The 23944-nt window shown below is 70.7% G+C and carries 15 protein-coding genes and 1 pseudogene; 9 read left to right on the forward strand and 7 right to left on the reverse strand.

The genetic code is table 11. The features are described from left to right. Positions 1-36: 36 nt before the first annotated feature. On the reverse strand, positions 37-2484 hold the full coding sequence (locus tag ACFYWM_RS16540; protein WP_389915048.1) for a M14 family zinc carboxypeptidase: 2448 nt from the start codon (positions 2482-2484) through the stop codon (positions 37-39). A gap of 328 nt (positions 2485-2812) precedes the next feature. On the opposite strand from ACFYWM_RS16540, the gene ACFYWM_RS16545 reads away from it, so the two are divergent. The 6 genes from ACFYWM_RS16545 (at position 2813) to sppA (ending at position 13367) form a co-directional block, all read left to right on the forward strand. Beyond that, a complete protein-coding gene (locus ACFYWM_RS16545; protein WP_389915051.1) occupies positions 2813-3484 on the forward strand; it encodes a hypothetical protein in 672 nt (223 codons plus the stop codon). A 3-nt stretch (positions 3485-3487) separates the two neighbouring features. Beyond that, positions 3488-4729 (forward strand): copper amine oxidase, encoded by a 1242-nt coding sequence (locus ACFYWM_RS16550; protein WP_389915053.1) that lies wholly within the window; start codon positions 3488-3490, stop codon positions 4727-4729. A 237-nt stretch (positions 4730-4966) separates the two neighbouring features. Then, positions 4967-7267, forward strand: a complete 2301-nt coding sequence (gene glgB / locus ACFYWM_RS16555; RefSeq protein ID WP_389915056.1) for a 1,4-alpha-glucan branching protein GlgB — start codon at positions 4967-4969, stop codon at positions 7265-7267. Positions 7268-7769: 502 nt separating this feature from the next. Then, positions 7770-9371 carry a glycosyl hydrolase family 18 protein gene (locus ACFYWM_RS16560; RefSeq protein WP_389915059.1) on the forward strand — a complete coding sequence of 534 codons (1602 nt, stop codon included), beginning with the start codon at positions 7770-7772 and terminating at the stop codon, positions 9369-9371. A gap of 172 nt (positions 9372-9543) precedes the next feature. Next, positions 9544-11556, forward strand: a complete 2013-nt coding sequence (locus tag ACFYWM_RS16565) for a S8 family serine peptidase (protein WP_389915061.1) — start codon at positions 9544-9546, stop codon at positions 11554-11556. Positions 11557-11663: 107 nt separating this feature from the next. Beyond that, positions 11664-13367, forward strand: a complete 1704-nt coding sequence (sppA, locus tag ACFYWM_RS16570) for a signal peptide peptidase SppA (RefSeq protein WP_389915064.1) — start codon at positions 11664-11666, stop codon at positions 13365-13367. Between the two features lie 120 nt (positions 13368-13487). On the opposite strand, the gene ACFYWM_RS16575 is transcribed toward sppA, so the two are convergent. Next, complete coding sequence (locus ACFYWM_RS16575) at positions 13488-13958, reverse strand: flavin reductase family protein (RefSeq protein ID WP_389915067.1); 471 nt, start codon at positions 13956-13958, stop codon at positions 13488-13490. A gap of 510 nt (positions 13959-14468) precedes the next feature. Between ACFYWM_RS16575 and ACFYWM_RS16580 the strand changes: the two genes are divergently transcribed. Beyond that, positions 14469-14846, forward strand: a complete 378-nt coding sequence (locus tag ACFYWM_RS16580; RefSeq protein ID WP_389915070.1) for a hypothetical protein — start codon at positions 14469-14471, stop codon at positions 14844-14846. A 277-nt stretch (positions 14847-15123) separates the two neighbouring features. Here ACFYWM_RS16580 and ACFYWM_RS16585 read toward each other — a convergent pair whose 3' ends face one another. From ACFYWM_RS16585 to ACFYWM_RS16600, 4 genes and pseudogenes are all read right to left on the reverse strand, one after another. After that, on the reverse strand, positions 15124-16047 hold the full coding sequence (locus ACFYWM_RS16585) for a glycine betaine ABC transporter substrate-binding protein (protein ID WP_389915074.1): 924 nt from the start codon (positions 16045-16047) through the stop codon (positions 15124-15126). Positions 16048-16083: 36 nt separating this feature from the next. Next, on the reverse strand, positions 16084-16755 hold the full coding sequence (locus ACFYWM_RS16590; protein ID WP_389915077.1) for an ABC transporter permease: 672 nt from the start codon (positions 16753-16755) through the stop codon (positions 16084-16086). Between the two features lie 70 nt (positions 16756-16825). After that, the gene (locus tag ACFYWM_RS16595; protein ID WP_389915080.1) at positions 16826-17488 is read right to left on the reverse strand and encodes an ABC transporter permease; all 663 of its coding nucleotides are present in this window, start codon (positions 17486-17488) and stop codon (positions 16826-16828) included. A 214-nt stretch (positions 17489-17702) separates the two neighbouring features. Further along, a pseudogene (locus ACFYWM_RS16600) lies at positions 17703-18788 on the reverse strand (ABC transporter ATP-binding protein); the annotation flags it as partial. Positions 18789-19089: 301 nt separating this feature from the next. Between ACFYWM_RS16600 and ACFYWM_RS16605 the strand changes: the two are divergent. Next, a complete protein-coding gene (locus tag ACFYWM_RS16605) occupies positions 19090-21249 on the forward strand; it encodes a hypothetical protein (RefSeq protein ID WP_389915083.1) in 2160 nt (719 codons plus the stop codon). Positions 21250-21270: 21 nt separating this feature from the next. On the opposite strand, the gene ACFYWM_RS16610 is transcribed toward ACFYWM_RS16605, so the two are convergent. Continuing rightward, positions 21271-22254: a helix-turn-helix domain-containing protein gene (locus ACFYWM_RS16610; protein WP_389915085.1), complete on the reverse strand. Its 984-nt coding sequence runs from the start codon at positions 22252-22254 to the stop codon at positions 21271-21273. A 481-nt stretch (positions 22255-22735) separates the two neighbouring features. Here ACFYWM_RS16610 and ACFYWM_RS16615 point away from each other — a divergent pair, with 481 nt between their 5' ends. Continuing rightward, positions 22736-23815: a glycoside hydrolase family 19 protein gene (locus tag ACFYWM_RS16615; RefSeq protein WP_389915088.1), complete on the forward strand. Its 1080-nt coding sequence runs from the start codon at positions 22736-22738 to the stop codon at positions 23813-23815. Positions 23816-23944: the final 129 nt, after the last annotated feature.

Below are 23944 nucleotides of genomic sequence, written 5' to 3' on the forward strand. Positions count from 1 at the left end.
ACGGGCGCACGGAGGCGCGGGAGGCGCGGGACGCGATCAGGGGGTCCTGGTGATCCTCACCTTCTCCCTGCGGTAGTTGTCGCCGTGACCGTCCGGCCGGTAGCCGTTCTCGACGTTCCCGGCGATGTCGACGGCGAACCAGCGCACCTCGGTGTCCCTGGTGACCGTGATCCGCTGCGCGCCCTCGCGCATCCCCGCGGCGGCGAGCTTGGTGGAGCCCAGCGTCGGGCGGCTGCCGTCCAGCGTGTAGTACACGTTGGCGGGCTCGTCGGTCGCGAAGGTGAACGTGGACGAGGTGGTGGTCCGGCCGGTCCTCTTCAGCTCCGACCTGGGACGGTCGTCGTCGTCGGCGAAGGACCTGGCGATCTCCAGGATGCCGATCTGGCCACTGGCGAACTCCATCGCCTCCTCGTGCCCCTCGGCGAACTCGGGCTGGAAGCCGACCGCCCGGAACTGCTTGGTCACCGGGTCGTAGACGTCCGCGCCGACCTCGAAGTCCCAGCCGATGATGCCCCGGTTGTACCAGTGCTCGTCGGCGCTGTTGCCGGCCGCGGAGTACAGCACGTCCGGCACCGGACCGGTGCGCCCCGGCCAGATCCCCGTACCGCGCCATGACTGGACCGCGGAGAGGATGTGGTCGGAGGCCTCCCAGAAGAAGTTCTCCGTGCCGTGGTCGACCCGCGGCAGCAGCTCGCGCCCGGCGGCCTTGTACGCGCCCGGAGGCCACATGAAGTAACCGCCGTAGGAGTGCGTGTTCATCGCGAACCTGATGTTCGGGTACCGGGTGGTGAGCCAGACCTCGTTGCGCGCCTCCGGCTCCGACAGCTCGGCCGGGCCCGCGAAGGTGTCGCTGGTGCAGGTGGTCGAGGCGCCGCTGTAGCCGTCGAAGAGGGAACCAACGGAGAAGTTGCGGTTCAGGTCCACGCCCCAGGAGTTGCGCCGCGCCGGGTCGGCCGCGTTCGCCGGGCAGTGGTTGGTGAGGTTGCGGCGCTGCATGTTGTAGTCGTACATGCTGTAGTGCCCGCCGTCGGGGTTGGCCGTGGGCAGGACGAAGATGTCGAGGTCGTCGACGAGCTTCCTGGTCCGCCCGTCGCGGGCGTAGTTGCGCAGGAGCCGCTCGGCGGTCTCCAGGCAGACCAGCGGGGTCACCCATTCGCGGGCGTGCTCCTGGCAGTAGAGGAACACGCCGGTCCTCGACCCGTCGCGCTTCTTGCCGATGCGCAGCGCCTTCGTCTGGAACGGCTCGCGCGAGACGGTCGCCGGCGCCTTCAGGTTGTCGGTCAGCCTCGTCGCCGCCACCGCGTCGACGAGGCCGCCGCCGGCGTTGCCCCGGTAGGTGGCGGCGGTCAGCAGCGCGGACGCCGCGCCGTCGCCGTTGAGCGCCTCGACCACCTGGGCCGCGGTGCTGCCGATCGCGGAGGACGCGTCCGTGCCGAGGCTGACCACGACGTCCTTGCCGCTCACGGAGACGCCCAGCGGGCTGGAGGCGGCGTCGGGTCTCACCAGGGCGAGGCTGATGTCGTTGCCGCCCTCGTGCCCGTACGCCTTCGAGCTCGCGTAGAACGTGCTCGCCGCGACCGTGCCGAACTGCGCCTGCGCCGCCCGCCGGTAGCCGTTCGTCCTGTGAGGCAGGTCGACGATCTGGCTGATCTTCGGGAACTCCGCGGCCAGGGCGGTGATCCGGCCGGTGATCTCGGTCGGGTCCATGTAGCGGTCGACGAAGTCGGCGACGTAGTGGGGCTTCGGCGCCTTGCGCGGGGATCCCAGCCACCTGGTCACCGGGACCGTGACCGAGCCGCCGCGGCTGCTCGTGATCGTGACCTTACTGGGGATCGCGGTGAGGGAGAGCGGCGCGCTGAACCGGTGGTACATGTACTGGCCGGCGTCGGTGAAGCGCGACATCGTCGTGGTGCCGCCCGAGTCGGGGGGCGTGTTCCTGCCGCTGTCCCAGGCGGCGGTGAGCACGGTCTCCGCGTCGACGGCGCTCGACTTCACCTCCACCGACAGGAAGCGCCGGTCGTCGAGGCTGGTGAACCACTCGGCGCGGAGCGGGGTCAGCGTGTCGACCTCCGCCGCCGCCTCGGCGGCCTCCTTGAGCGCCTCCCGCCGCTCCGACCTGTTCTCCGCGACGTCGCTCTGGTCGGAGATGGCGTCGCGCACGTCGAAGCCGAGGTCACGCAGCCGCTGGGCCTCCGGGGGGCTCAGCACGGCGTGGACCTCCAGGCCGCCCTCGACGGACTTCTTGTACTCGGCGAGGTCGACGTCCAGGGAGTTGAGCCGGTCGACGGCCGCCTGGTCGGGGACGATGACGCGCAGCAGCGCCACGCCGTTCTGCTCGGTGGTGGACCGCCGGTCGGGGGCGACCTCGCTGACCGGCGGGGACGGGTCGGCGAGGACGGGCATCGAGCTGAGGCCGAGGGCGAGGGGCAGGGCGAGCACGACCGCGGTACGGGCGGCTCTCCCGCCGGTGAGGGAGCTTCTCATGAAGGATTCCTCCAGTTGGCGCACGGCTCAGGTCGCTGGTCACCTGGAAACAAGTGCGCTGTCTGCAAGATCTTCGCTATGGGCCCAATATCCGTCAAGAAGCAAAATATCGGCGCAAGTCACCAAAATTAGCCACTTGACGCCAGCAGGCATCGGCCGAGGAGAACCACGCCCCCGCCCCCATGTCCCCCGGCTCGAAATATGGAGCAAACGCTCATAAATGCCAACAACATAAACCAAAAGTGCAATACGCCTTTGGACCCGCCGGGACACTCACCGATCGCTACTCTTCGCAATGAAATGTCAACGGTGCGTTAAGAGGGTGCTCATGGGGCGAAGACTTATGGTGATGGCTGCCGCGGGGGCGGGGGTGGCCGTCGTCGCCGGGGCGGTGCTGTTCCTCCCCGGCGAGCAGGGGTCGCAGGCCGCGAGGTCCGCCCGGCGGATGCCCGCGCTGGAGGACCCGCTGACCGGCCAGGAGGTCGCCCGGGCCACCACGATCGCGGCGGCGGGGTCCAGGTCGCACATGGCCGCCGGGCGGATCAAGCTGCTCTACGTGGAGCGCGACGACGACAAGGACTCCTCCGGCCGCCGCGCCGACGCCTACCTCTACGACTACGGCGGCGACAGGCTCATCGTGCGGACCGTCGACCTCGGCCGGGGCGAGATCGTGCGGGAGACCGTGGCGCGCGGGGTGCAGCCGCCGCCGTCGAAGGAGGAGGAGACGACGGCCGCCGGGCTCCTGCTGTCCCACCCGGCGTACGGCAAGGTGGCGCGCGACGCGTACGTCAAGGCGGGGGGCGGGCCGCCGAGGTCGGCGGCGGACCTGGGGCTGCGCGGGCTGATCTTCGTCCCGTCCGGCGAGAGCGGGCCCGCCGGGGAGTGCGAGGTCCACCGGTGCCTGCGGCTGTTCGTCCGGCTGCCCGACGGCACCTGGCTGGACACCAGCCGGATGGTCGTCGACCTGTCCGCCAAGAAGATCCACACCCTGGAGTGGTAATCCGTGTTCCTCCGCCTCACCCTCTCCTGCGCCCTGCTCGCCGGATGGCTCGCCGCGCCGCCCTCCGCGCCCGGCGCGCCGATCCCCCCGCTGCCGTCGCTCACCTCGCCCGGCCGCCCGGCCGAACCACGGGCGACGGCGGAACCACGGGCCACGGCGGGGGCCGGCGCGCGGCCCCCGGCGGCCCCCTGCAACGCGCCGTACCGCGTCGACAAGACCCTCCCCAACGGGGCGCGCTGGCAGCTGTGCTGGGAGATGCGCAACGTCGAGGGGCTCACCCTGACCAGGATCGTCTACACGCCGAGGGGCCAGCGGCCGACCACCGTGCTGCGCAGCACCTCGCTCGCCCAGATCCACGTGCCGTACGACAGGGGCCGGCCCCGCTACCACGACATCGGGTCGCTGGGCTACACCGCCGTCCCGCTGCGGGCCGCCGACTGCCCGCTCGGCGAGCGTCGCGAGCAGTTCGTCTGCGTGACGACCAGGGCTCGCGGCCACGCGCACCTGAAGGCCGTCCCCGAGCAGCTGAACGTGACGGCCCAGGGGCGTGACCTGGTGGTGTTCGCCGCCTTCCAGGTCGGCTGGTACACCTACCTGGCCGAATGGGCCTTCTCCGACGACGGCTCGATCACCCCCAGGGTGGGGGCGACGGGGTCGCTGGCCGGGTTCACCACCACCCCCGAGCACGGCTGGCCCATCGGGGTGGGCGCCACCGGGTTCGAGGCGAGCCACACCCACAACATCTTCTGGCGCCTGGACTTCGACGTGGCGGGCCGCGCGGACGACGTCGTGGAGCAGTACGACTTCAGCGGCTCCGGCACCGCGACCCGGAAGATCGAGCGGACGGCGTTCGCGGCGGAGGCGAAGGCCGTCAGCAGGCCGATGCGCTGGTGGCGGGTGGTCGACGGGAAGGTGCGCAACGCCGACGGGCACCGCGTCTCCTGGGAGATCAACAACTCCGACACCGCCCAGTACCGCGGCCCCGCCGACGAGGCCTTCACCCGGGCCGACCTCTACGTCACCGACTACCGATCCTGCGAGCGCCTGGCGACGGTCAACCCGTCCCCCCGGTGCGCCCGGTCCGTCGACCGCTACACCAACGGGGAGCGGCTCGCCGACCCGGTCCTGTGGGTCAACGTCGGCTTCCACCACGTCCCCCGCGACGAGGACGCCGACCCCATGCCGAGCCACTGGCAGGGGTTCCGCATCACCCCGCGCGACGTCACGGCCAAGAACCCGTACTGAGACCGTGCTGGACGACACCGGTCACCGGCGGCGGCGCGAACCCGCGCGCGACGCCGCCGATGATCGGATACGGTCGGCGCACGGCGTTGTGATGGGCCCCACATAACCGACAACCGTGACTTTTCTCTCGCTTGGATCCGCACGTTTTCCCAACACGCATGGTGATAGCGGACAGGGGCATGGGTTCGGTCACCCGAGTAGGGCAAGGTAGGGGCTATCGATCTACGGGAGTAAGCCATGAACGCGCACTTGGACCTGGACCGGCTCGCGGGCGGAGCGCATCACGATCCGCACTCGATCCTCGGGTCGCACCTGGGTCCCGAGGGCGTGACGATCCGGACGCTGCGCCCCTTCGCGCGGAAGGTCCAGGCGCTCGTGGACGGCGAGGCCCACGACCTGAGGCACGTGGCCCACGGCGTGTTCGCGGTGACCCTGCCCGGGTTCGACAAGATCCCCGACTACCGGCTCCGGATCACCTACGCCGACGCCGAGCCGTACGAGACCACCGACCCCTACCGGCACTGGCCCACGCTGGGCGAGGTGGACCTGCACCTCATCGGCGAGGGGCGCCACGAGCGGCTCTGGGAGATCCTCGGCGCGCGGGTCATACGGCACGAGGACGTGGACGGCACGGCCTTCGCGGTGTGGGCGCCCAACGCGCGCGGCGTCCGGGTCATCGGCGACTTCAACCACTGGGACGGCGGCGCGTACCCCATGCGCTCGCTCGGCAGGTCGGGCGTGTGGGAGCTGTTCATCCCCGGTCTCGGCCCCGGTGACCGCTACAAGTTCAGCATCCTCGGCGCCGACGGGGTCTGGCGGGCCAAGGCCGACCCGATGGCCAGGCGCACCGAGGTGCCGCCCGCGACCGCGTCGGTGATCGAGAAGTCGGAGTACGTCTGGCGGGACGACGAGTGGATGCGCCGCCGCGCGGAGGGTGACGCCCTGCGGGAGGCGATGAGCGTCTACGAGGTGCACCTCGGCTCGTGGCGGCCCGGCCTGTCGTACCGGGAACTCGCCGTCGAGCTGGTCGACTACGTGGTGGACATGGGGTTCACGCACGTGGAGCTGATGCCGGTGGCCGAGCACCCGTTCGGCGGCTCCTGGGGCTACCAGGTGACGTCCTACTACGCCCCGACGTCCCGCTTCGGCTCCCCCGACGACTTCCGCCACCTGGTCGACAGCCTGCACGAGGCGGGCATCGGGGTGCTGGTCGACTGGGTGCCCGCGCACTTCCCGATGGACGAGTGGGCGCTGGCCAGGTTCGACGGCACCCCGCTGTACGAGCACGCCGACCCCGCGCGGGGCGAGCACCCCGAGTGGGGCACCTACATCTTCGACTTCGGCCGCAGGGAGGTGCGCAACTTCCTGGTCGCCAACGCGGTGTACTGGCTGCGCGAGTTCCACGTCGACGGGCTGCGCGTCGACGCGGTCGCCTCGATGCTCTACCTCGACTACTCGCGGCGCGAGGGCGAGTGGACGCCCAACGAGTACGGCGGCAGGGAGAACCTCGACGCGGTCGCGTTCCTCAAGGAGATGAACGCGGTCGCCTACCGGGAGGCGCCGGGCATCATCACCGTCGCCGAGGAGTCGACCGCGTGGCCGGGCGTCTCGCGGCCGGTGCACCTGGGCGGGCTCGGCTTCGGGTTCAAGTGGAACATGGGCTGGATGCACGACACGCTCGCCTACCTCAAGCACGAGCCGGTCTTCCGCCAGTACCACCACCACCAGATGACGTTCTCGCTGATGTACGCGTACTCGGAGAACTTCACGCTGCCGCTCTCGCACGACGAGGTGGTGCACGGCAAGGGGTCGCTGCTCGGCAAGATGCCCGGCGACGAGTGGCAGCGGTTCGCGAACCTGCGGGCGCTGTTCGCCTTCATGTGGGCCCACCCCGGCAAGCAGCTGCTGTTCATGGGCGGCGAGTTCGGCCAGGGCTCGGAGTGGTCGGAGGAGCGCGGGCTCGACTGGTGGGTGCTCGACTTCGACGGGCACAGGGGGGTGCAGCGGCTGGTCCGCGACCTCAACCGCGTCTACAAGGAGTCCCCCGCGCTGTGGAGCGTGGACGCCTCCCCCGACGGCTTCCGCTGGATCGACGCCGACGACGCGACGGGCAACGTGTTCTCCTTCCTGCGCTACGCCGAGGACGGCTCGGTGGTGGCGTGCGTGGCCAACTTCTCCGGGGCGCCGCACGACGACTACCGTCTCGGGCTGCCCTTCCCCGGCGCGTGGGAGGAGGTGCTCAACACCGACGCCTACGACTACGCGGGCAGCGGCGTGGGCAACCTGGGCGCCGTCGAGGCCACCGAGGAGCCGCGGCACGGTCTCCCGTACTCCGCCACCCTGCGCGTCCCGCCCCTGGGCGCCCTCTGGCTGCGCCACCCGGGCGAGCTCGAACCCGCCGTGGACGAGCGCGCGGTGAAGATCGTCGAGGCCGAGGAGAAGGAGATCGCGCGGGAGCGGCTGGAGGTCGTACGGGAGGCGCCCGGGGCCGACGGGCCGGAGGAGCCCGAGGAGCGCAGGGAGGCCGAACCGGCCTGACCGGCGGGCTTTCTCAGCCAGGCTCTTTGGGCCGGGCTCTCTTGGCCGGGCTCTTTCACGGACCGGCCGGACTCACGGACAGGCCGGACTCACGGACAGGCCGGACTCACGGACAGGCCGGACTCACGGACAGGCCGGACTCACGGACAGGCCGGACTCACGGACAGGCCGGATTCTCTGACAGGCCAGGCGGAAACGGGCCGGTCGCGTGTTCGCGCGACCGGCCCGTTTCGCGCTCCGCGCCTCCGGCACCGCGCCGCCGCCCTGCCGACCGCCCTGCCGACCGCCCTGCCGACCGCGCGGCCGACCACCCTGCCGACCGCGCGAGCTGCCAGCCGCCCGCCCGGCTGGCCGGCCGGCCGGCCGGCCGAAAACCTTAAATCGGCCTTATATCCCCCAACAAGGCATTGACCGTCAGCGAACAAGAACCTACGCTCAGGAAATTAATAGGAAACTTTCCTATGAATACGGGGACTTGGCACTCTCTGACCTGGAGCGACCCTTGCGACGAATTACCATCGGCTCCTTCATCGCGGCGGCGGCGCTGCTGGTCCCCCTCGGGATCGGCACGGCCACGGCCGCCACACCCGCCACCGCGACCTACTCCACCACCTCGAACTGGGGCTCCGGTTTCGAGGGCAAGGTCGTCGTGAAAGCCGGGACGAGCGCGCTGACCAGCTGGAAGGTCGAGTTCGACCTGCCCGCCGGCACCTCGATCAGCTCGTCCTGGGACGCCGACCTGACGAAGAGCGGCAACCACTACACCTTCGTCAACAAGTCGTGGAACGGCGCGCTCGCGGCGGGCGCCTCGACGAGCTTCGGTTTCAACGGCGCGCCCGGCGGCATCACCGGCGTGCTGAACTGCAAGCTCAACGGCGCCGCCTGCACCGGCGGCACCACCCCGGACCCGACCCCCACCCCGACGCCCACGGTCACCCCCACGCCGACCCCGACCCCGACGGTCACCCCCACCGTCCCGCCGCCCCCCGGCGGTAAGAAGATCGTCGGCTACTTCACCCAGTGGGGCGTCTACGCCCGCAACTTCCACGTGAAGAACCTGGTCACGAACGGCTCCGCCTCGAAGCTGACGCACATCCTGTACGCCTTCGGCAACACCACCGGCGGCCGGTGCACCATCGGCGACTCCTACGCCGACTACGAGAAGGCCTACACCGCCGACCAGAGCGTCGACGGCGTCGCCGACACCTGGGACCAGCCGCTGCGCGGCAACTTCAACCAGCTCCGCGAGCTGAAGAAGGCCTACCCGAACATCAAGGTCATCTGGTCCTTCGGCGGCTGGACCTGGTCCGGCGGCTTCACCCAGGCCGCGCAGAACCCGGCCGCGTTCGCCGACTCCTGCTACAACCTGGTCGAGGACCCGCGCTGGGCCGACGTGTTCGACGGCATCGACATCGACTGGGAGTACCCCAACGCCTGTGGCCTGACCTGTGACAGCAGCGGCCCGAACGCCTTCAAGAACATCATCTCCGCGCTGCGCACCAAGTTCGGCGCCAACGCCCTCGTCACCGCGGCGACCACGGCCGACGGCTCCAACGGCGGCAAGATCGACGCCGCCGACTACGCGGGGGCCATCAACAACCTGAACTGGCTCATGCCGATGACGTACGACTACTTCGGCGCCTTCAACGCTCAGGGCCCGACGGCTCCGCACTCGCCGCTCACCTCCTACACCGGCATCCCGCAGGCCGGGTTCAACTCCGACGCGGCGATCCAGAAGTTCAAGGCCAAGGGCATCCCGGCCAGCAAGCTGCTGCTGGGCATCGGCTTCTACGGACGCGGCTGGACCGGCGTGACCCAGGCGGCTCCGGGCGGCTCCGCCACCGGCGCGGCCCAGGGCACCTACGAGGCCGGGATCGAGGACTACAAGGTCCTCAAGACCAAGTGCCCGCCCACCGGCACCGTCGGCGGCACCGCCTACGCCTTCTGCAACGGCAACTGGTGGAGCTACGACACCCCCTCCACCATCGCCGGGAAGATGACCTACGCCAAGAACCAGGGTCTGGGCGGGGCCTTCTTCTGGGAGACCAGCGGCGACACCACCAACGGTGAGCTCATCACCGCTATCTCCAACGGCCTCAAGTAATATTTCGACCACTCGACCCTCCGTGTGCGCTACGCCGCGGGGGGTCGAGCTTTTCTCCGAAGATCCTCCAAATCTGGGGCAAAGTATTCACGCGACGCATACGGCTGCTTAGACTCCGAAACGCCCGTTTGATCCCCCCGGAGGACGTGTGCGACTTCGAGCGCTCGTAGCCATGGCGTTGGTTCTCACCATCGCGCCCGCGGTACCCGCCTTCGCCGAGGATTCCCCGGCGCCGCCGGCGGCCTCCGAGAGCGCGAGCCCACCCGTGACGCCAGGTGACGGAACCGGAGGGACACCCGCCACGCCGGCCCCACCCCCGCCCCCGCTGCCGAAGCTGGAGGCGGGACTCGCCTCCGACGACGACGGGGCCCGGGTCATCGTCGAGCTGGCGGCCCCCGCGGAGGCGGCGCCGGTGGCCGGGGAGGCGCGGCAGCTGCCCGACGCCGAGGTCGTCCTCGAACCGGCCGACACCTCGTTCATCGTGGTCGAGGGGACCGGCGAGTCACTCGCCAAGCTGGCCGAGGACCCGCGCGTACTGTCCATCCGCCGCGACCGCACGTACTCCCCCACGTCGCTGAAAGCACTGAACTCGGGCTCGCTCGCCACCAGCCTGCAGGTGGTCGGCGCGGACAAGGCGCACGCCGCGGGCACCAAGGGCCAGGGCCAGACGATCGCGATCATCGACACCGGGATCGACGCCGCCCACCCCGACTTCGGCGGCAAGGTCGTGGAGCAGGCCTGCTTCTCCGCGACGGACGACGGCGCGCAGTCCCTGTGTCCCAACGGGCAGACGAGCGACCCCGGGTCCGCCGACGCCAAAACCCCCGCCTGCGTCAACGGGCAGGTCAACCTGTGTGACCACGGCACCCACGTGGCGGGGATCGCCCACGCCGTCGCGCCCGACGCGGACATCGTGGCGATCCAGGTCTTCAGCAGGATCAACGACTGCTCCGACGAGGGCGGGGTCTGCCTGACCGCGTTCGAGTCCACGCTCCTGCTCGCCCTGGAGCACGTCGCGAAGCTCAAGGACGGCGGCAGGAACATCGCCGCGGTGAACCTCAGCCTCGGCGGCGGCCTGTACGAGGGAACGTGTGACGCCGAGCCCGAACTCTCCGCGATGAAGACCCGGATCGACGACCTCCGCGCCAAGAACGTGGCCGTCGTGGCCGCCGCGGGGAACGAGGGCGTGCCCGGCGCCGGGGCTCCCGGCTGCTTCTCAGGGCCGGTGACGGTGGGCGCGACGGGCGACGACGACACCGTCCCCTACTGGTCCAACTACGGCTCCGTGCTCGACCTCTTCGCCCCCGGCCTTGAGATCGACTCCGCGGTGCCCGGCGGCGGCCACCAGGTCTACAGCGGGACCTCGATGTCCACCCCGTTCGTCACCGGCGCCCTGGCCCTGGCGGCCCAGAAGGCCCCGGGCACCCCGGACGCGCTGGCGGAGCAGCTCAAGACGACGGGCCGCCCGATCACCTACGGCACGGTGACCACCCCGCGCCTCGACCTGAACGCCGCGCTCGCCGGGGGCACCCCCGGCCCGCCCGTCACCCGGACGCCCCTTCCCGAGGAGCCCCCCGCCGACTCCGACAACCCGTCCGAGGAGCCTACGGAGGAGCCGTCCGAGGAGCCCTCGGAGGAGCCCAGCCCCGATCCCAGCTCCGGCCCCTCCCCCTCGGCCACGCCGAGCGACCCGGTGCCGTCGCCGATCCCGCTGCCGACGGTGACGATCACCGTGACCGTGACCGTCCCCCCGACGAAGGCGGCGGCCGCGCCCACGGTGTGCACCCGCGGCAAGTCCACGAAGACGCTCAGCGCCGCGCAGTGGGCGGTGGAGGTCACCCGGGGCAAGGGCAAGATCAAGGACGCGACGCTCAGCTGCTATCTCGGCCTGGTGACCAAGGCCAGCAAGGTCTTCGCCGAGGTCACGCCCGCCGCCACCCTCGGCGGCGCGTACAAGGTGCTCAAGCCCGCCAAGAAGACCTCGAAGGCCAAGCTGGAGAGCGAGCTGCTGGCCGCCTGGCTGAACTGGGCGAACGGCGGCGTGAACTTCACCGCCAAGATCAAGGAGACGGCCACCCTGAAGACCGTCCTCACCTCGGTGGAGAAGGCCCGCCTGAAGGGCAGCTCTCCCGCCGCGTCCACCTCGATGCTCAAGAAGCAGGTGAACGCCCGCCGGATCGCATAGGCGCCTCCCGGGGGTCGAGCAGACCCCCGGGGCCCTCGGAGGCCGGAAAGCAGGTGAACGCCCGCCGGACCGCATAAGCCCGGTATGTGTCGCTTAGGGTGAGGGGCATGGACGCGACCAAGGTGATCATCGACACTGTCGACCGGTTCAAGCAGCGGCGTACCGCTCCACTGGTTCTCGAACTCGACCTCACCGAGGGCCTGACCGACGGCAGTCCCCCGGCGGATCCGCTGAGCGCCGTCCTGGCGATGCGCAAGACGAGCCTGACCGACGTGCTGGCCGGGCTCAAGCGCGCCAGGAAGGACGACCGGGTCAAGGCGCTGATCGTCAAGATCGGCGGCCAGCCGCTGGGCCTCGCGATCGTCCAGGAGCTCCGCCAGGCCGTGATCCACTTCCGGGCCTCGGGCAAGCTGACGGTCGCGTTCGCCGAGACCTTCGGCGAGCTCGGCGGGGGCACCGTCCCCTACTACCTGGGCAGCGCCTTCGAGCGGGTCTACCTCCAGCCGTCCGGCGACGTCGGGCTGACCGGCGTCGCGATGGAGCAGCGCTTCCTGCGGGGCGCCCTGGGCAAGCTCGGCGTCGAGTACCAGATCGGCCAGCGGCACGAGTACAAGACGGCCGCCAACACCTTCACCCAGGACCACATGACCGAGGCCCACCGCGAGTCGATGGGCCGCATCACCGAGTCGATCACCGAACAGGTCGTGGCCGGCATCGCCGACGGGCGCGGGCTCGAACCGGCCAAGGTGCGCGAGCTCATCGACCAGGGCCCGTTCATCGGCGCCGAGGCGGTCGAAGCCGGGCTCGTCGACCGGCTGGCCTACCGCGACGAGGTCTACGACGAGGTCAAGGAGGCCTTCGGCGACAACACGCTGCTGCTGTACGTCGGCCGCTACGCCAAGGCACTGTCCGCCAAGAAGCTCCCGCACCCCGGCGAGCAGACCGTCGCCCTGGTCCGCGGCAACGGCCCGATCCGGCTCGGCCGCAGCGGCCGCAGCCCGCTGGGCGGCGGTGGCGCCATGGGCTCCGACACCATCTGCGCCGCCCTGCGCGCGGCCCGCCACGACGACAACGTCAAGGCGGTCGTCTTCCGGGTCGACAGCCCCGGCGGCTCGTACACGGCCTCCGACGCCATCTGGCGCGAGGTCGTGCTCACCCGCAAGGCAGGCAAGCCCATCGTGATCTCGATGGGCGACCTGGCCGCCTCCGGCGGCTACATGGTCTCGATGGCCGCCGACGCGATCGTGGCCCAGCCGGGCACGCTCACCGGCTCCATCGGCGTGTTCGGCGGCAAGGCGGTCATCGGCGGCCTGCTGGAGAAGATCGGCGTGTCCTCGGAGACCGTCGGCGAGGGCGCCAACTCCGGGATGCTCTCCCCCACCAACGCCTTCTCCGAGGCGCAGTGGGCGCGGGTCAACGCCTGGCTCGACCGGGTCTACGACGACTTCGTGAACAAGGTCGCCGAGGGACGCGGCCTGTCCCGCGAGCGGGCCCACGAGCTGGCCAAGGGCCGGGTCTGGACCGGCGCGGACGCCCTGGAGGGCGGCCTCGTCGACGAGCTCGGCGGCCTGGAGGACGCCCTCGCCCTCGCCCGCAAGAAGGCCGGGCTGCCCGTCGACGCCCCGGTGCGCGTCTACCCCAAGCTCAGCCCCCTGGAGCGGCTGCGTCCCCCGGAGTCCAGCGAGGACAGGACCGCCGCGACGGCCCGCGTCCGCGTGGAGGCCTGGGGCCCCCTCGCCCACCTCGCCGGCGAGCTGGGCCTGCCGTCCTACGGACCGCTGATGCTCCCGGGCTCGTGGAAGATCCGCTGACCTTTCTCACCCTTCGGTGAACCCGTTCTTCGGTGAGGGAGCCGCCGCGTTCGGACGCGGCGGCTCCTTGCGCAGGAGACCCTGGTCAGCGGTAGCGGCTCCTTCCGCAGGAGAACCGGGTCAGCGGTAACGGCTCCGGTAGCGGGCCAGCGGCAGGACCGCGGCGTCGACGTAGTCGACCCCGAGCACCTTGGCGATGAAGAGCGTGTGGTCCCCGGCCGGGACGACCTTGACCGTCTCGGCCTCCAGCGCGGTGACGCCGCCGTCCACGACGAGGGCCTCGCTCAGCTTTCCCCGGTGGTGCGGCGTGCCCGCGAGCAGCAGCCTGGCCCCCGGACGGCCCGAGGTGGCGAAGCGGCTGGCGATCGCCTTCTGCCCCGCCGACAGCACGCTGGCGGCCCAGCGGTCGTGGCGGAGCAGCAGCTCGTTGAGATACCCGGCGTTGTCCAGGCTCACCATCACCAGCGGCGGGTCCAGCGACAGCGAGGTGAAGGTGGCGACCGTCACCCCCACGTCGTCGCGCCCGTCCTTCACCGTGACGACCGTCACCCCGGTCACCACCTGAGCCATGGCCTCGACGAACTCGTTCATGGGGCCATCATCCCGGACCCGGACAGGTGGCCGGCCCGGCGCGGTGTGCCACGAATCACATCGGTCCACGCCCTCGTCACCGCCGCCCCCGCCACTCCCCGTCCGCGACAGGTCGCCTTCCATGCGGGCCAGGACGCTTTCCACCCCGAAAAGAACAGGGCCGGACACAGCTTTCCCACCGGTTTTCCCGGAGGGCCGCAGCAAGGCCGGGACACGGCGAGCGAGAGGTGTTTCCCCTGGGGCTCAACGCTGCTTTCCGCGCGACAGCCAGATGGTACAGTCGCGACCGACAATGCGGTCTTCCCGGTCCGGGCGAACGATTCGGCGTGGCAGTATCCGGCGATATCCAGCCCCTGCGCTTTCTCGTTCCACACCGGAAACCACAAACTCCGCGCCGGCCGAAGTCCATCGGGAGCACCTATCGAACACGAGGTCGGGGCGACGACCGGATCATCTCCGGCCCCGGCCGCACCGAAGCCGCAGAAGGCACACTCCCCGTCGTCGAAACTGGTGACGGACCCCGTTGCCGTCGCGGTTTTTTCCTGGTTGCTCGCCTTCATGGCCCTGAGGCTCGCCAAAGCGCTGGAGAACCAGGTATGTCACTATTCTCCGCCACCGCTCTCGGAGCGGGACGCGAGGCTTTGCGAACAGATGCTTTTCCGGTCTGACCTGAGCATCCTGTGGTGGCTTCTCACTCCGATCCCCGGTGGGCTGATATGGGTGTTCGCCAGGACCCTTCTCACACGGTCGGCGCGTGCACACCTGGCGGCTCTCTGGATCATCCCCCTGCTTCCTCTCGCGGGGATCATCGGCGCTTTTCTGGCCGGCCACCCCTACTGGCTTTCACTCGAATGGCAGACATTGGTCACCGCCGTCACAGACTGGTAGACCCCGGAAAGCCGAATCCCCCGAAGCGACGAGACGCCTGTCGACACCGGCGGTTTCTCGGTGGCGTGAAACGATGTTCTTCGACCCCGTACCAACGGAGCGAGAGCTCGTCCCCGCCCCGGTCTGCTCCCCGTTCGCCCGGAGCGCCGGACCGCGCGGCGGGGCCCGGCCGTCCGCTCGCTGCCGCGGCCGGGCGTGCGGGCCCGGCGACGACCGGTGAGAACGCCGGAAGGCGGGTGGACGTCCACCCGCCTTCCGTTGGTACTACTGCTGAGACCTAGAGCAGGGCGTTCTGGGTGAGCCAGTCCTTGGCGACCGCCTCGGCGTCGTCCTTGTCGACCGCGATGCGCTTCATCAGGGCGACCAGGCCGGCGGTGTCGAGCTTGGCGGAGACCGCGTCGAGGGTGGTCTTCACGGTGTCGTTCACGCCGGCCTTGTTGACCAGGGGGGCGATGTTCTCGGCCGCGAAGGCGCTCTTGTTGTCCTGGAGGGAGACCAGGTCATTGACGATGATCTTCGGGTCGGTGGTGAAGACGTTGCCGACCTGGACGGTGCCGTCCTTGATGGCGTCGGCGGTGGCGTCGCCGGTCTTCTTCCACTCCTTGAACTCCAGGCCGTAGGTGTCCTTGAAGTTCTTCTCCTGGCGGGTCTGGAACTCCGGCGGGCCGCCCACCGAGTAGTTCTTGGCGACCTTGACCAGGTCCTCGATCGTGGTGAGGCCGTCCTTGGTGGCGGTCTCCTTGGTGACGGTCAGCGAGTTGTTGTCCTCGGCCGGGGCGGGGGTGAGGACCTCCAGCTCGGCGGGAAGCTTCTCCTTGAGACCGGCGACGACGTCGTCCTTCGACTTCGCCGTGGTCGTGTTGTCGACGAAGGCGAGGAGGGAGCCGATGTACTCCGGCAGGATGGTCAGGCCGCCGCTCTTGACCTGGTCGTACAGGACCTCGCGGCTGCCGATGTTGAACTTCTCCTCGACCTGCACGCCCTTGGCCGCCAGGGCCTGGGAGTAGATCTCGCCGAGCAGGACGTTCTCCGGGAAGTTGGCCGACCCGATGACGACCTTCCCCCCGGCCGCCGGAGCGGAGGCCGACCCGGACTCGACCGGCGCCGGGGAGGCGCTGGTGAGCGGGTCTCCGCCGCCGCACGCGGTAAGTGTGAGCGCCGCGGACAGGAGGACCGCCGCGGTGCTGATCAGGCGCTTCATGGTGCTATTCCCTTCCAAAACGGGGGGTAAAGAAGACTATCTGATGGTCTGGCGCTCGCTCACCCCCGGGGAGACCGTCACGCGCTGCACCAGAGTGAACCCGAGCTGGACGAGAAGCGCCAGCAGTGCTACGAGGACCGCCCCGCCGATCGTGCTCGGGAAGTTCTTGGTCGCGAGACCGTCGATGATGAAGCGGCCGAGGCCGCCCAGGCCCACGTAGGCGGCCACGGTCGCGGTCGCCACCACCTGGATCGCCGCCAGGCGCAGGCCCAGCAGGATGAGCGGCAGCGCGACCGGCACCAGCACCCGCCCGAGGACCTGCCCGCCCTTCAGGCCCATGCCGTACGCGGCGTCGCGCAGGTCGGGGTCGACCCCTCGGATGCCCTCGTACGTGTTGACCAGGATGGGCGGCACGGCCAGCGCCACCAGCGGGATGAGCACCGGCAAAATGGTACCGACGCCCATGAACAGGACGATGAGGACCAGCAGGCCGAGCGTCGGCAGGGCGCGGGCCGCGTTGGCGGTGAGGATGACGAGCGTCGCGCCCCTGCCGGTGTGGCCGATCAGCAGCCCCAGCGGGAGCGCGATCAGCATGGCGAGGAAGAGCGAGAGCCCGGCGAACTCCAGGTGTTCGAGCAGCCGGTTGGGAATCCCGTCGGGTCCCGACCAGCTGGCCTGGTCACCGAAGAAGTCGATCAGCCAGTTCACACGGCCTCCTTCTTCGTCCGCGATCCGATGAGCCTGTCCGTACGGACCGTATGAGGCCCGATCAGCCCGTTCACGCGGACCCCCTCGCCTGTGACCACGGGGTGAGCAGGCGTTGCGCCAGGACCAGCAGCAGGTCGGCGATGCCCGCGAGCACCACGACCAGCACGATGCCGACGACGATCGGGGTGTAGAACTGCCGCTGCCAGCCGTCGATGAACAGGTAGCCGAGCCCGCCCCTGCCGACCAGCGCGCCGACGCTCACCAGGCTGACGCTGGCGACCGTGGCGACCCTGAGCCCGGCCAGCACGACCGGTACCGCGATCGGCAGCTCGACCTGGAGCAGCCTGCGCAGCGGGGTGAAGCCCATGGCCACCGCGGACTGCCGCACGTGGTCGGGGACCGAGCTCAGCCCGTCGACGACCGCGGGGATGAGCACCGCCATGGCGTAGAAGGCGAGCGGGACCATGACGGTCGTCCGCGTGGCGAGGCCGGTGAGCGGGATGAGCACGATGAAGACGGCCAGCGAGGGCAGCGAGTAGATCACGTTCATCACGCCGACGGTCGGCTGGTAGAGCCAGCGCCACCGCACCCCGGCGAGCCCGAGCGGGAGCGCGATGATCAGGCCGATGACGACCGGCACCAGCGCCATCACGATGTGGTCCTCCAGCAGGCCCTGGATCGTGGGCCAGTTGCGCCCGATCCAGTCCCAGCGAACCAGCGGCTCCTCATCCATTGGCACCTCCCGCCGAGCCACCAGAGCCTCCGGTGCTCCCGATGCCACCGGAACTCCCGGCGTCCCCGGCACCTCTCACGGAGGCGTCGCTGCCCCCGGCGGAGCCGCCGACACCTCCCGCCGGGACATCGCCGTCCACCGGAACAGCTCTGCCCACCTGGACATCTCCGCCCGCCTGGACGTCGCCGCCCCGCGCCGGTCCGCCGACGTTTCCCGCGACCCTGGTCAGCGCCTCGTCCAGCGCCTCGCGGGTGGCGACGCCCACCGCCCTGCCCGACCCGTCCACCGCGACGGCGTGGCCCGACGGGGAGAGCAGGGTCGCGTCCAGCGCGGCGCGCAGCGAGTCGTGCCCGCTGACGAAGGTCCCGTACGGCGCGAGCTCCGCGTCGGCGAGGGTGCCCGGTTCCGGCAGGTCCTTGACGGCGGCCCAGCCCAGCGGCCGGCCGCCCTCGTCCGTCACGGCCAGCCACGGCTCCCCGGTGGCGCGCGCCGCGGCGGCGTCGGTGGAGAGGGGCACGAGCAGGTCGGTACGGAGCCGCACCCCCTCGTCCGAGACGAACGACAGCCGCCGGATGCCCCGGTCACGCCCCAGGAACTCGCGGACGAAGTCGTCGGCGGGCCGGGCCAGCAGCGTCGCGGGGTCGTCGAGCTGGGCCAGGCGGCCCCCCACACGGAGCACGGCCACCCGGTCGCCGAGCTTGACGGCCTCGTCGATGTCGTGGGTGACGAACACGATGGTCTTGTTCAGCTCGGCCTGGAGCCGCAGGAGCTCCTCCTGCAGGCTCGTACGGACGATCGGGTCGACCGCGCTGAACGGCTCGTCCATCAGCAGCACGGGCGGGTCGGCGGCGAGCGCGCGGGCCACGCCGACGCGCTGCTGCTGCCCGCCGGAGAGCTGGAAGGGATAGCGGTCGGCCATCTTGAGGTCGAGCCCGACCCGTTCGAGCAGCTCCATCGCCCGGTCGCGCGCCTTCTTCTTGTCCCAGCCGAGCAGCAGGGGCACCGTCGCCACGTTGTCGACGATCTTGCGGTGCGGGAAGAGCCCCGCTTGCTGGATGACGTAGCCGATGCCCCGGCGCAGGGTCGGCGGGTCGATGGTCTTGACGTCCACGCCGTCCAGGAGGATCTGGCCGTCCGAGGCGTCGATCATTCTGTTGATCATGCGGAGGGACGTCGTCTTACCGCATCCCGAGGGACCGACGAAGACGGTTATCTCCCCGGTCGGCACCTCAAGGCTCAGATTGTCCACGGCGACGGTCCCGTCGGCGTAGCGCTTGGTGACACCGTTGAATGTGATCATGCGCAACCTCTTGTTTTCGCAGGGTTACGACTCCCCTGCCCCAACCGCCCCCATGATCCCGCACGGGTCAGCCTATGCCCCACTTATCCGATCTGTCTTCTAGGCTTTCCCGAACCAGCCCCGAAGCAGATCCACAAGTGTATTTCTCAACAAAAGGGCATTGAGTAGTGCGGGAGGTGCCCATGACTTGACATGATTACCCACATCGCCGGAGTTGACCCCTCCAGCACCGTACGTCACAGGCCTCACGGCCGCTCCGCCCCTCCACCCCGCTCGCCGAACCACCAGAGGAACCGGTCCCGTGACCCAACCGCTCCTCGGTCAGCGCTCGCGCGTCGAACTCATCGCCGAGCTCTATGACCGCCACGCAGCAGGGCTGTTCGCCTACTCCCACGACCAGCTGGGCAACGCGGACTCGGCCTCCGACGTCCTGGTGGCCGTCCTCTCGGGCGTCTCGGACGCCGAACCGCCGCGCGCCGCGCTGTACGCGCTCGCCCGCCGCGAGATCTTCCTGCGCGACATCGTCTACGCGCCCCCCGGCGTCGGGCTCGACCCGGCCGCGGCCCTCGTCGAGCGCGTCCTGGGTGACCTGCGCACCCACCAGCGTGAGGTGCTGTACCTGTCGGGTGTGTGCGAGATGGACGCCTCCGAGCTGTCCTGGGTGCTCGACGTGGCCGTCGACACCGCCGACGAGCTGACGGTGAGCGCCTGCCGCCGTTTCGCCCAGTCGCTGGGCTACGCCCTGGCCGGGGCCAGGATTCCCGAGGACATGACGGAGGTGTTCGGCGCCCTCGCCGTCGCCCCGGTCCGCGACGTGCTCAACCTCGCCCGCTGGGCCATTCCCCCGGCGGGACTTCGCGCCGCCGTGCTCGGACCCCAGGCGCCGCCCGCGGTTCCCGCCGCCAGGCGGTCGACGTCCCCGCTGCTCAGGCAGCTGTGGCCGACGACGCCCGCGTGGCCGCTGCCGCTCGCGGAGACCGGCCTCCCGGCCGGTCCGCAGGCGGGCCCTCCGGCGGGCGCCTCGGCCTTCCCCGTGCCGGGCCTGCCGGACCTGCCGGACCATATGGCGGACGACCGCTTCCCCGACCCCTTCGCGCCGCGGGACCCCGACGCCGTCTCCACCCACGAGGCCACCACGCAGCCGATGCCCAGGCTCGGCGACTCGGTGCTCACCGCCCTGGACACCGCGGCCCTGCGGCCGCGCCGCCGCCTCCAGCGTCCCCGGCCGCGCCGGGTGTCGTCACTGCCGGCCCCGATCCCCGGGGACGTGCTGGACGACGCCCCCGGGCGGGAAGACCTCTTCCGCCCGCTCAGCCCGGAGGCGCGGGCGGCCCGCGTCTACACCGACAGGCTCGTCGCCGCCGCCCCCCGCGCCGAGACGCCAGGGAGTCCGCTCCCCGCCGCCGAGACCTCCCGCACCCCGCTCGCCGGCGTCCCGCCCCTCACGAACCCGGAGAACCTCGGGGACGTGCTGGACGACGGCCTCGGGGACGTGCTGGACGACAGCCTCAGGAATGTGCCGGGCGACAACCCCGGGGACGTGCTGGACGACAGCGTCGGAAACGTGCCGGGTAACGGCTTCGGGAATGTGCCGAGCAACGGCCCCGGCGACGTGCTGGACGACGGTCCCGGTGACGCACCGGCCGCCGCGCGTCCCCTCCCCGGCTGGCCCCTGCAGACCGACCAGCTCGACGCCCTCGCCGACCGCGAGCGCCACCGCCCCGCCCGCGCGTCCTCCCCCGCCCCTTCTCCGGCCCCCTCCCCCGTACGGGGGGCCGGGCGGCACGCGGCCTCCACCGACAACCACCGCCCCCGGCTCACGCTCCCCGTCTGGGCCACGCGGACGGAGAACCCCGCGCCCTCGGTGGAGCGCGCCGAGCCCCCGCGTCCCGCCCCGGCCCCCCGGGCCGCCGACCCCGGCCGGTTGCCGGACGCCGCTCCCTCCGACGCCCGGCCGCAGGGGATCCCGACCGCCCTTCCCACCTGGTCCCCCCGGACCGACCACCTCCGTACCCCCGCCGGTCGCGCCCAGTTGCGCCTGCCCCGCTGGGTGATGCGCGAGGACGCGCCCGACGACGCCCCCCGGACCGCGCCGCCGAACCACACCCTGACGCCGTACGACGCGCCGCGGGACGACGCCGACACCGTCCCGGGGAACGGGTTCCCGGCGATACCCCCGATGCCTCCGGCCCCCGAGCCGTCCGGGCTGTCAGGGCTGTCAGGGCCGTCCGGGTCTGCCGCCCCTCCGGCGCTCGGGGGCACCGGTGTGGTGCTCTCCCCTTCCCGCCGGAGCGCGGCCCACGGGCGCAAGGGTGACAAAGAAGACAAAACGCCGCGCAGTCATAAGGCGATCAAGGACGCGACCCACCACGACTGGGCCTGGGAACTGATCGGTTTCGTCATCGCGGTGGCGATCGCCATGATCGTCTTCTTCGCGGTACCGATGATGACCACCCCGTAGAGCCCCGGGGCCGCCGGACGCTCAGAGCCAGTGTTCGGTGGCGACGCGCCAGGCCAGCTGCATGCGGGTCTGGGCGCCGGCGAGTTCCATGATGTTCGAGACGCGCCGCTGCACGGTCCGGTGGCTCACGCCCAGCTGGGTGGCGATCGACTTGTCCGGTACGCCCGCGACCAGCAGCGAGACCAGGTAAAGGTCGTCGGAACCGAGCGGGCAGGACCTCGTCCCCTCGGCGAGGGCGCCGTCCTCGGCGATCCGCAGCGGCGTCGCCCGCTCCCAGCAGCCCTCGAAGAGGGCGATGAGCGCCTCCAGCAGCTGGCCGCCGCGGACCAGCGCCGCCGTCGGCTCGGAGACCCCCGCCTCCTGCACCAGCGGGATCACCGCGACCTCCCGGTCGACGATCGTCAGCCGCACCGGCAGGCAGGGCGCGGCCCTGGCCTGCTCGCCCAGCTTGACCCCGTACGCCACGTTGGCCTGCATGCCCGGCTCCTCCAGCAGGGTCCTCTCGTAGACCACCCGGTACTCGACCCCGCGGCGCAGCGCGTCCGGCTCGGCGAGGTTCTCCTCGGCGGGCAGCGCGATCGCGCGGCTCCGGCACAGAGAGAGGACCTCGCGGCGGGCGTTCTCCTGCAGGTGGTCGAGACGCTCCCGCAGCACGCCGCGGTCCGGCAGGACCTCGACCAGCCGCCCGGCGTCGCGGCGGCGGGCGTTGTCCCGGTACTCCTCGGAGAGCCGGTCCACCTCGCGGCGGGCCCAGTCGAGCGCCTGCTGGCGGCGGAGGAGCTGCGAGCCCAGCACGATGTCCGGGGCCACGACCGCGAACCGCCGCCTGCCGGGACCGACCGTCCTGACCAGCCCTCTGACCCGCATGGACACCAGCACCGTCTCGGCCGTCTCGGCGTCGATGCCGAGCTTGCCGACGAGGTCGGTCACCTCCGCCTCCGCGGTGGTGACCAGGAACCGGTAGACGCGCTCCTCCACGGGATCGAGCCCGAGGGAATCCAACATGACGCACATGATGGCATCCAAAACGTCCACAAAAGTTACATTTACTGGCCAACCGGACTTATAACGCCATTGTGAATTAACCAGGCGCGGGTCATATCGGACGCGGAACACACCCGTCCACAACAGCGGAAATCCGGGCCCGTCGGGGTTGTGAAGGCGTTCTGTCAAGGCTAGTATCACGACAACTCTTAGGAAACTTTCTTAAGAGAAAGTTAAGGCGGGAGCCTTCGCGGCCCCCGGACAACCGTCCGATCCGACCAGGAGCTGCGCGAACCTCGACGACGCGGGTCGTCGTTTCCCGGAAGTCCGACCGTCCGGACGTTCCACACCGTCCCGCGTCCCCTGATGGCGCCGGTAAGGCGGAGCCGTCCTCCCTTACTCGCCCTGACTGGGTCTGCAAGCTTCTCGCGCGAGCCACTCGCGTCCCGGTCGCACGGAATCTCGAACCTCTGCGGCCCCCACCGCACGAAGGAGTGATCAAGTGTTGAGACAGCGCATCATGGCCGCCCTCGCCGCCCTGGCGGTCACGGGCGTGCTGGCGGTCGCCCTGCCGGCGGCCTCCGCGTCCTCCGCCGCCGTCGCGGCCGCCTGCGTGACCCCGTGGAACTCCTCGGCGGTCTACACCAGCGGCATGACCGCCTCCCACAACGGCCGTAACTGGTCGGCGAAGTGGTGGACCCAGAACGAGGTCCCCGGCACCGTCGACGTGTGGGCGGACCAGGGCTCCTGCGGCGGCGGCACGACGCCTCCCCCGAGCAACTGCAACCACCCGAACTGGGCTGCGGGCACCTGGTACCCGGCCGGGAGCATCGTCAAGTACACCAACGGCCAGTTCTACCGCGCCAAGAACGAGAACCCCGGCTACGACCCGGTGATCAGCACCTGGTACTGGGAGCCGTACACCTGCGGCGGCACGACGCCCACCGACCCCCCGCCCACCGGGGGTTTCGTCGTGAGCCAGGCCCAGTTCAACCAGATGTTCCCGAGCCGGAACTCGTTCTACACCTACAGCGGCCTGACCGCGGCGCTGAGCGCCTACCCGGGCTTCGCGAAGACCGGCAGTGACACCATCAGGAGGCAGGAGGCCGCCGCCTTCCTCGCCAACGTCAACCACGAGACCGGCGGCCTGGTCCACGTCGTGGAGCAGAACACCGCGAACTACCCGCACTACTGCGACACGAGCCAGCCGTACGGCTGCCCCGCGGGCCAGGCGGCCTACTACGGGCGCGGCCCGATCCAGCTGAGCTGGAACTTCAACTACAAGGCGGCGGGCGACGCGCTCGGCATCAACCTGCTCGGCAACCCGTACCTGGTCCAGAACGACGCGGCGGTGGCCTGGAAGACCGCCCTGTGGTACTGGAACACCCAGAACGGCCCCGGCACGATGACCCCGCACAACGCGATGGTCAACAGCCGTGGCTTCGGCGAGACGATCCGCAGCATCAACGGCAGCCTGGAGTGCAACGGCAGGAACCCCGCGCAGGTGCAGAGCCGGATCAACGCCTACCAGCGCTTCGTGCAGATCCTCGGCACCACCCCCGGCGGCAACCTGAGCTGCTGAGCCACCGCACCACCGAACACCGCACCACCGAGCAGCCGCCGAAAGACCGGACGGCGCCCGTCACCTGACGGCCGTCGCGTGCCCCGCCTCCACGCCGGGCACGCGGCGGCCGTCGGAACGTCTCGTCGA

The organism is Streptosporangium sp. NPDC002721 (assembly GCF_042888905.1).
Classification (GTDB): Bacteria; Actinomycetota; Actinomycetes; order Streptosporangiales; family Streptosporangiaceae; genus Streptosporangium.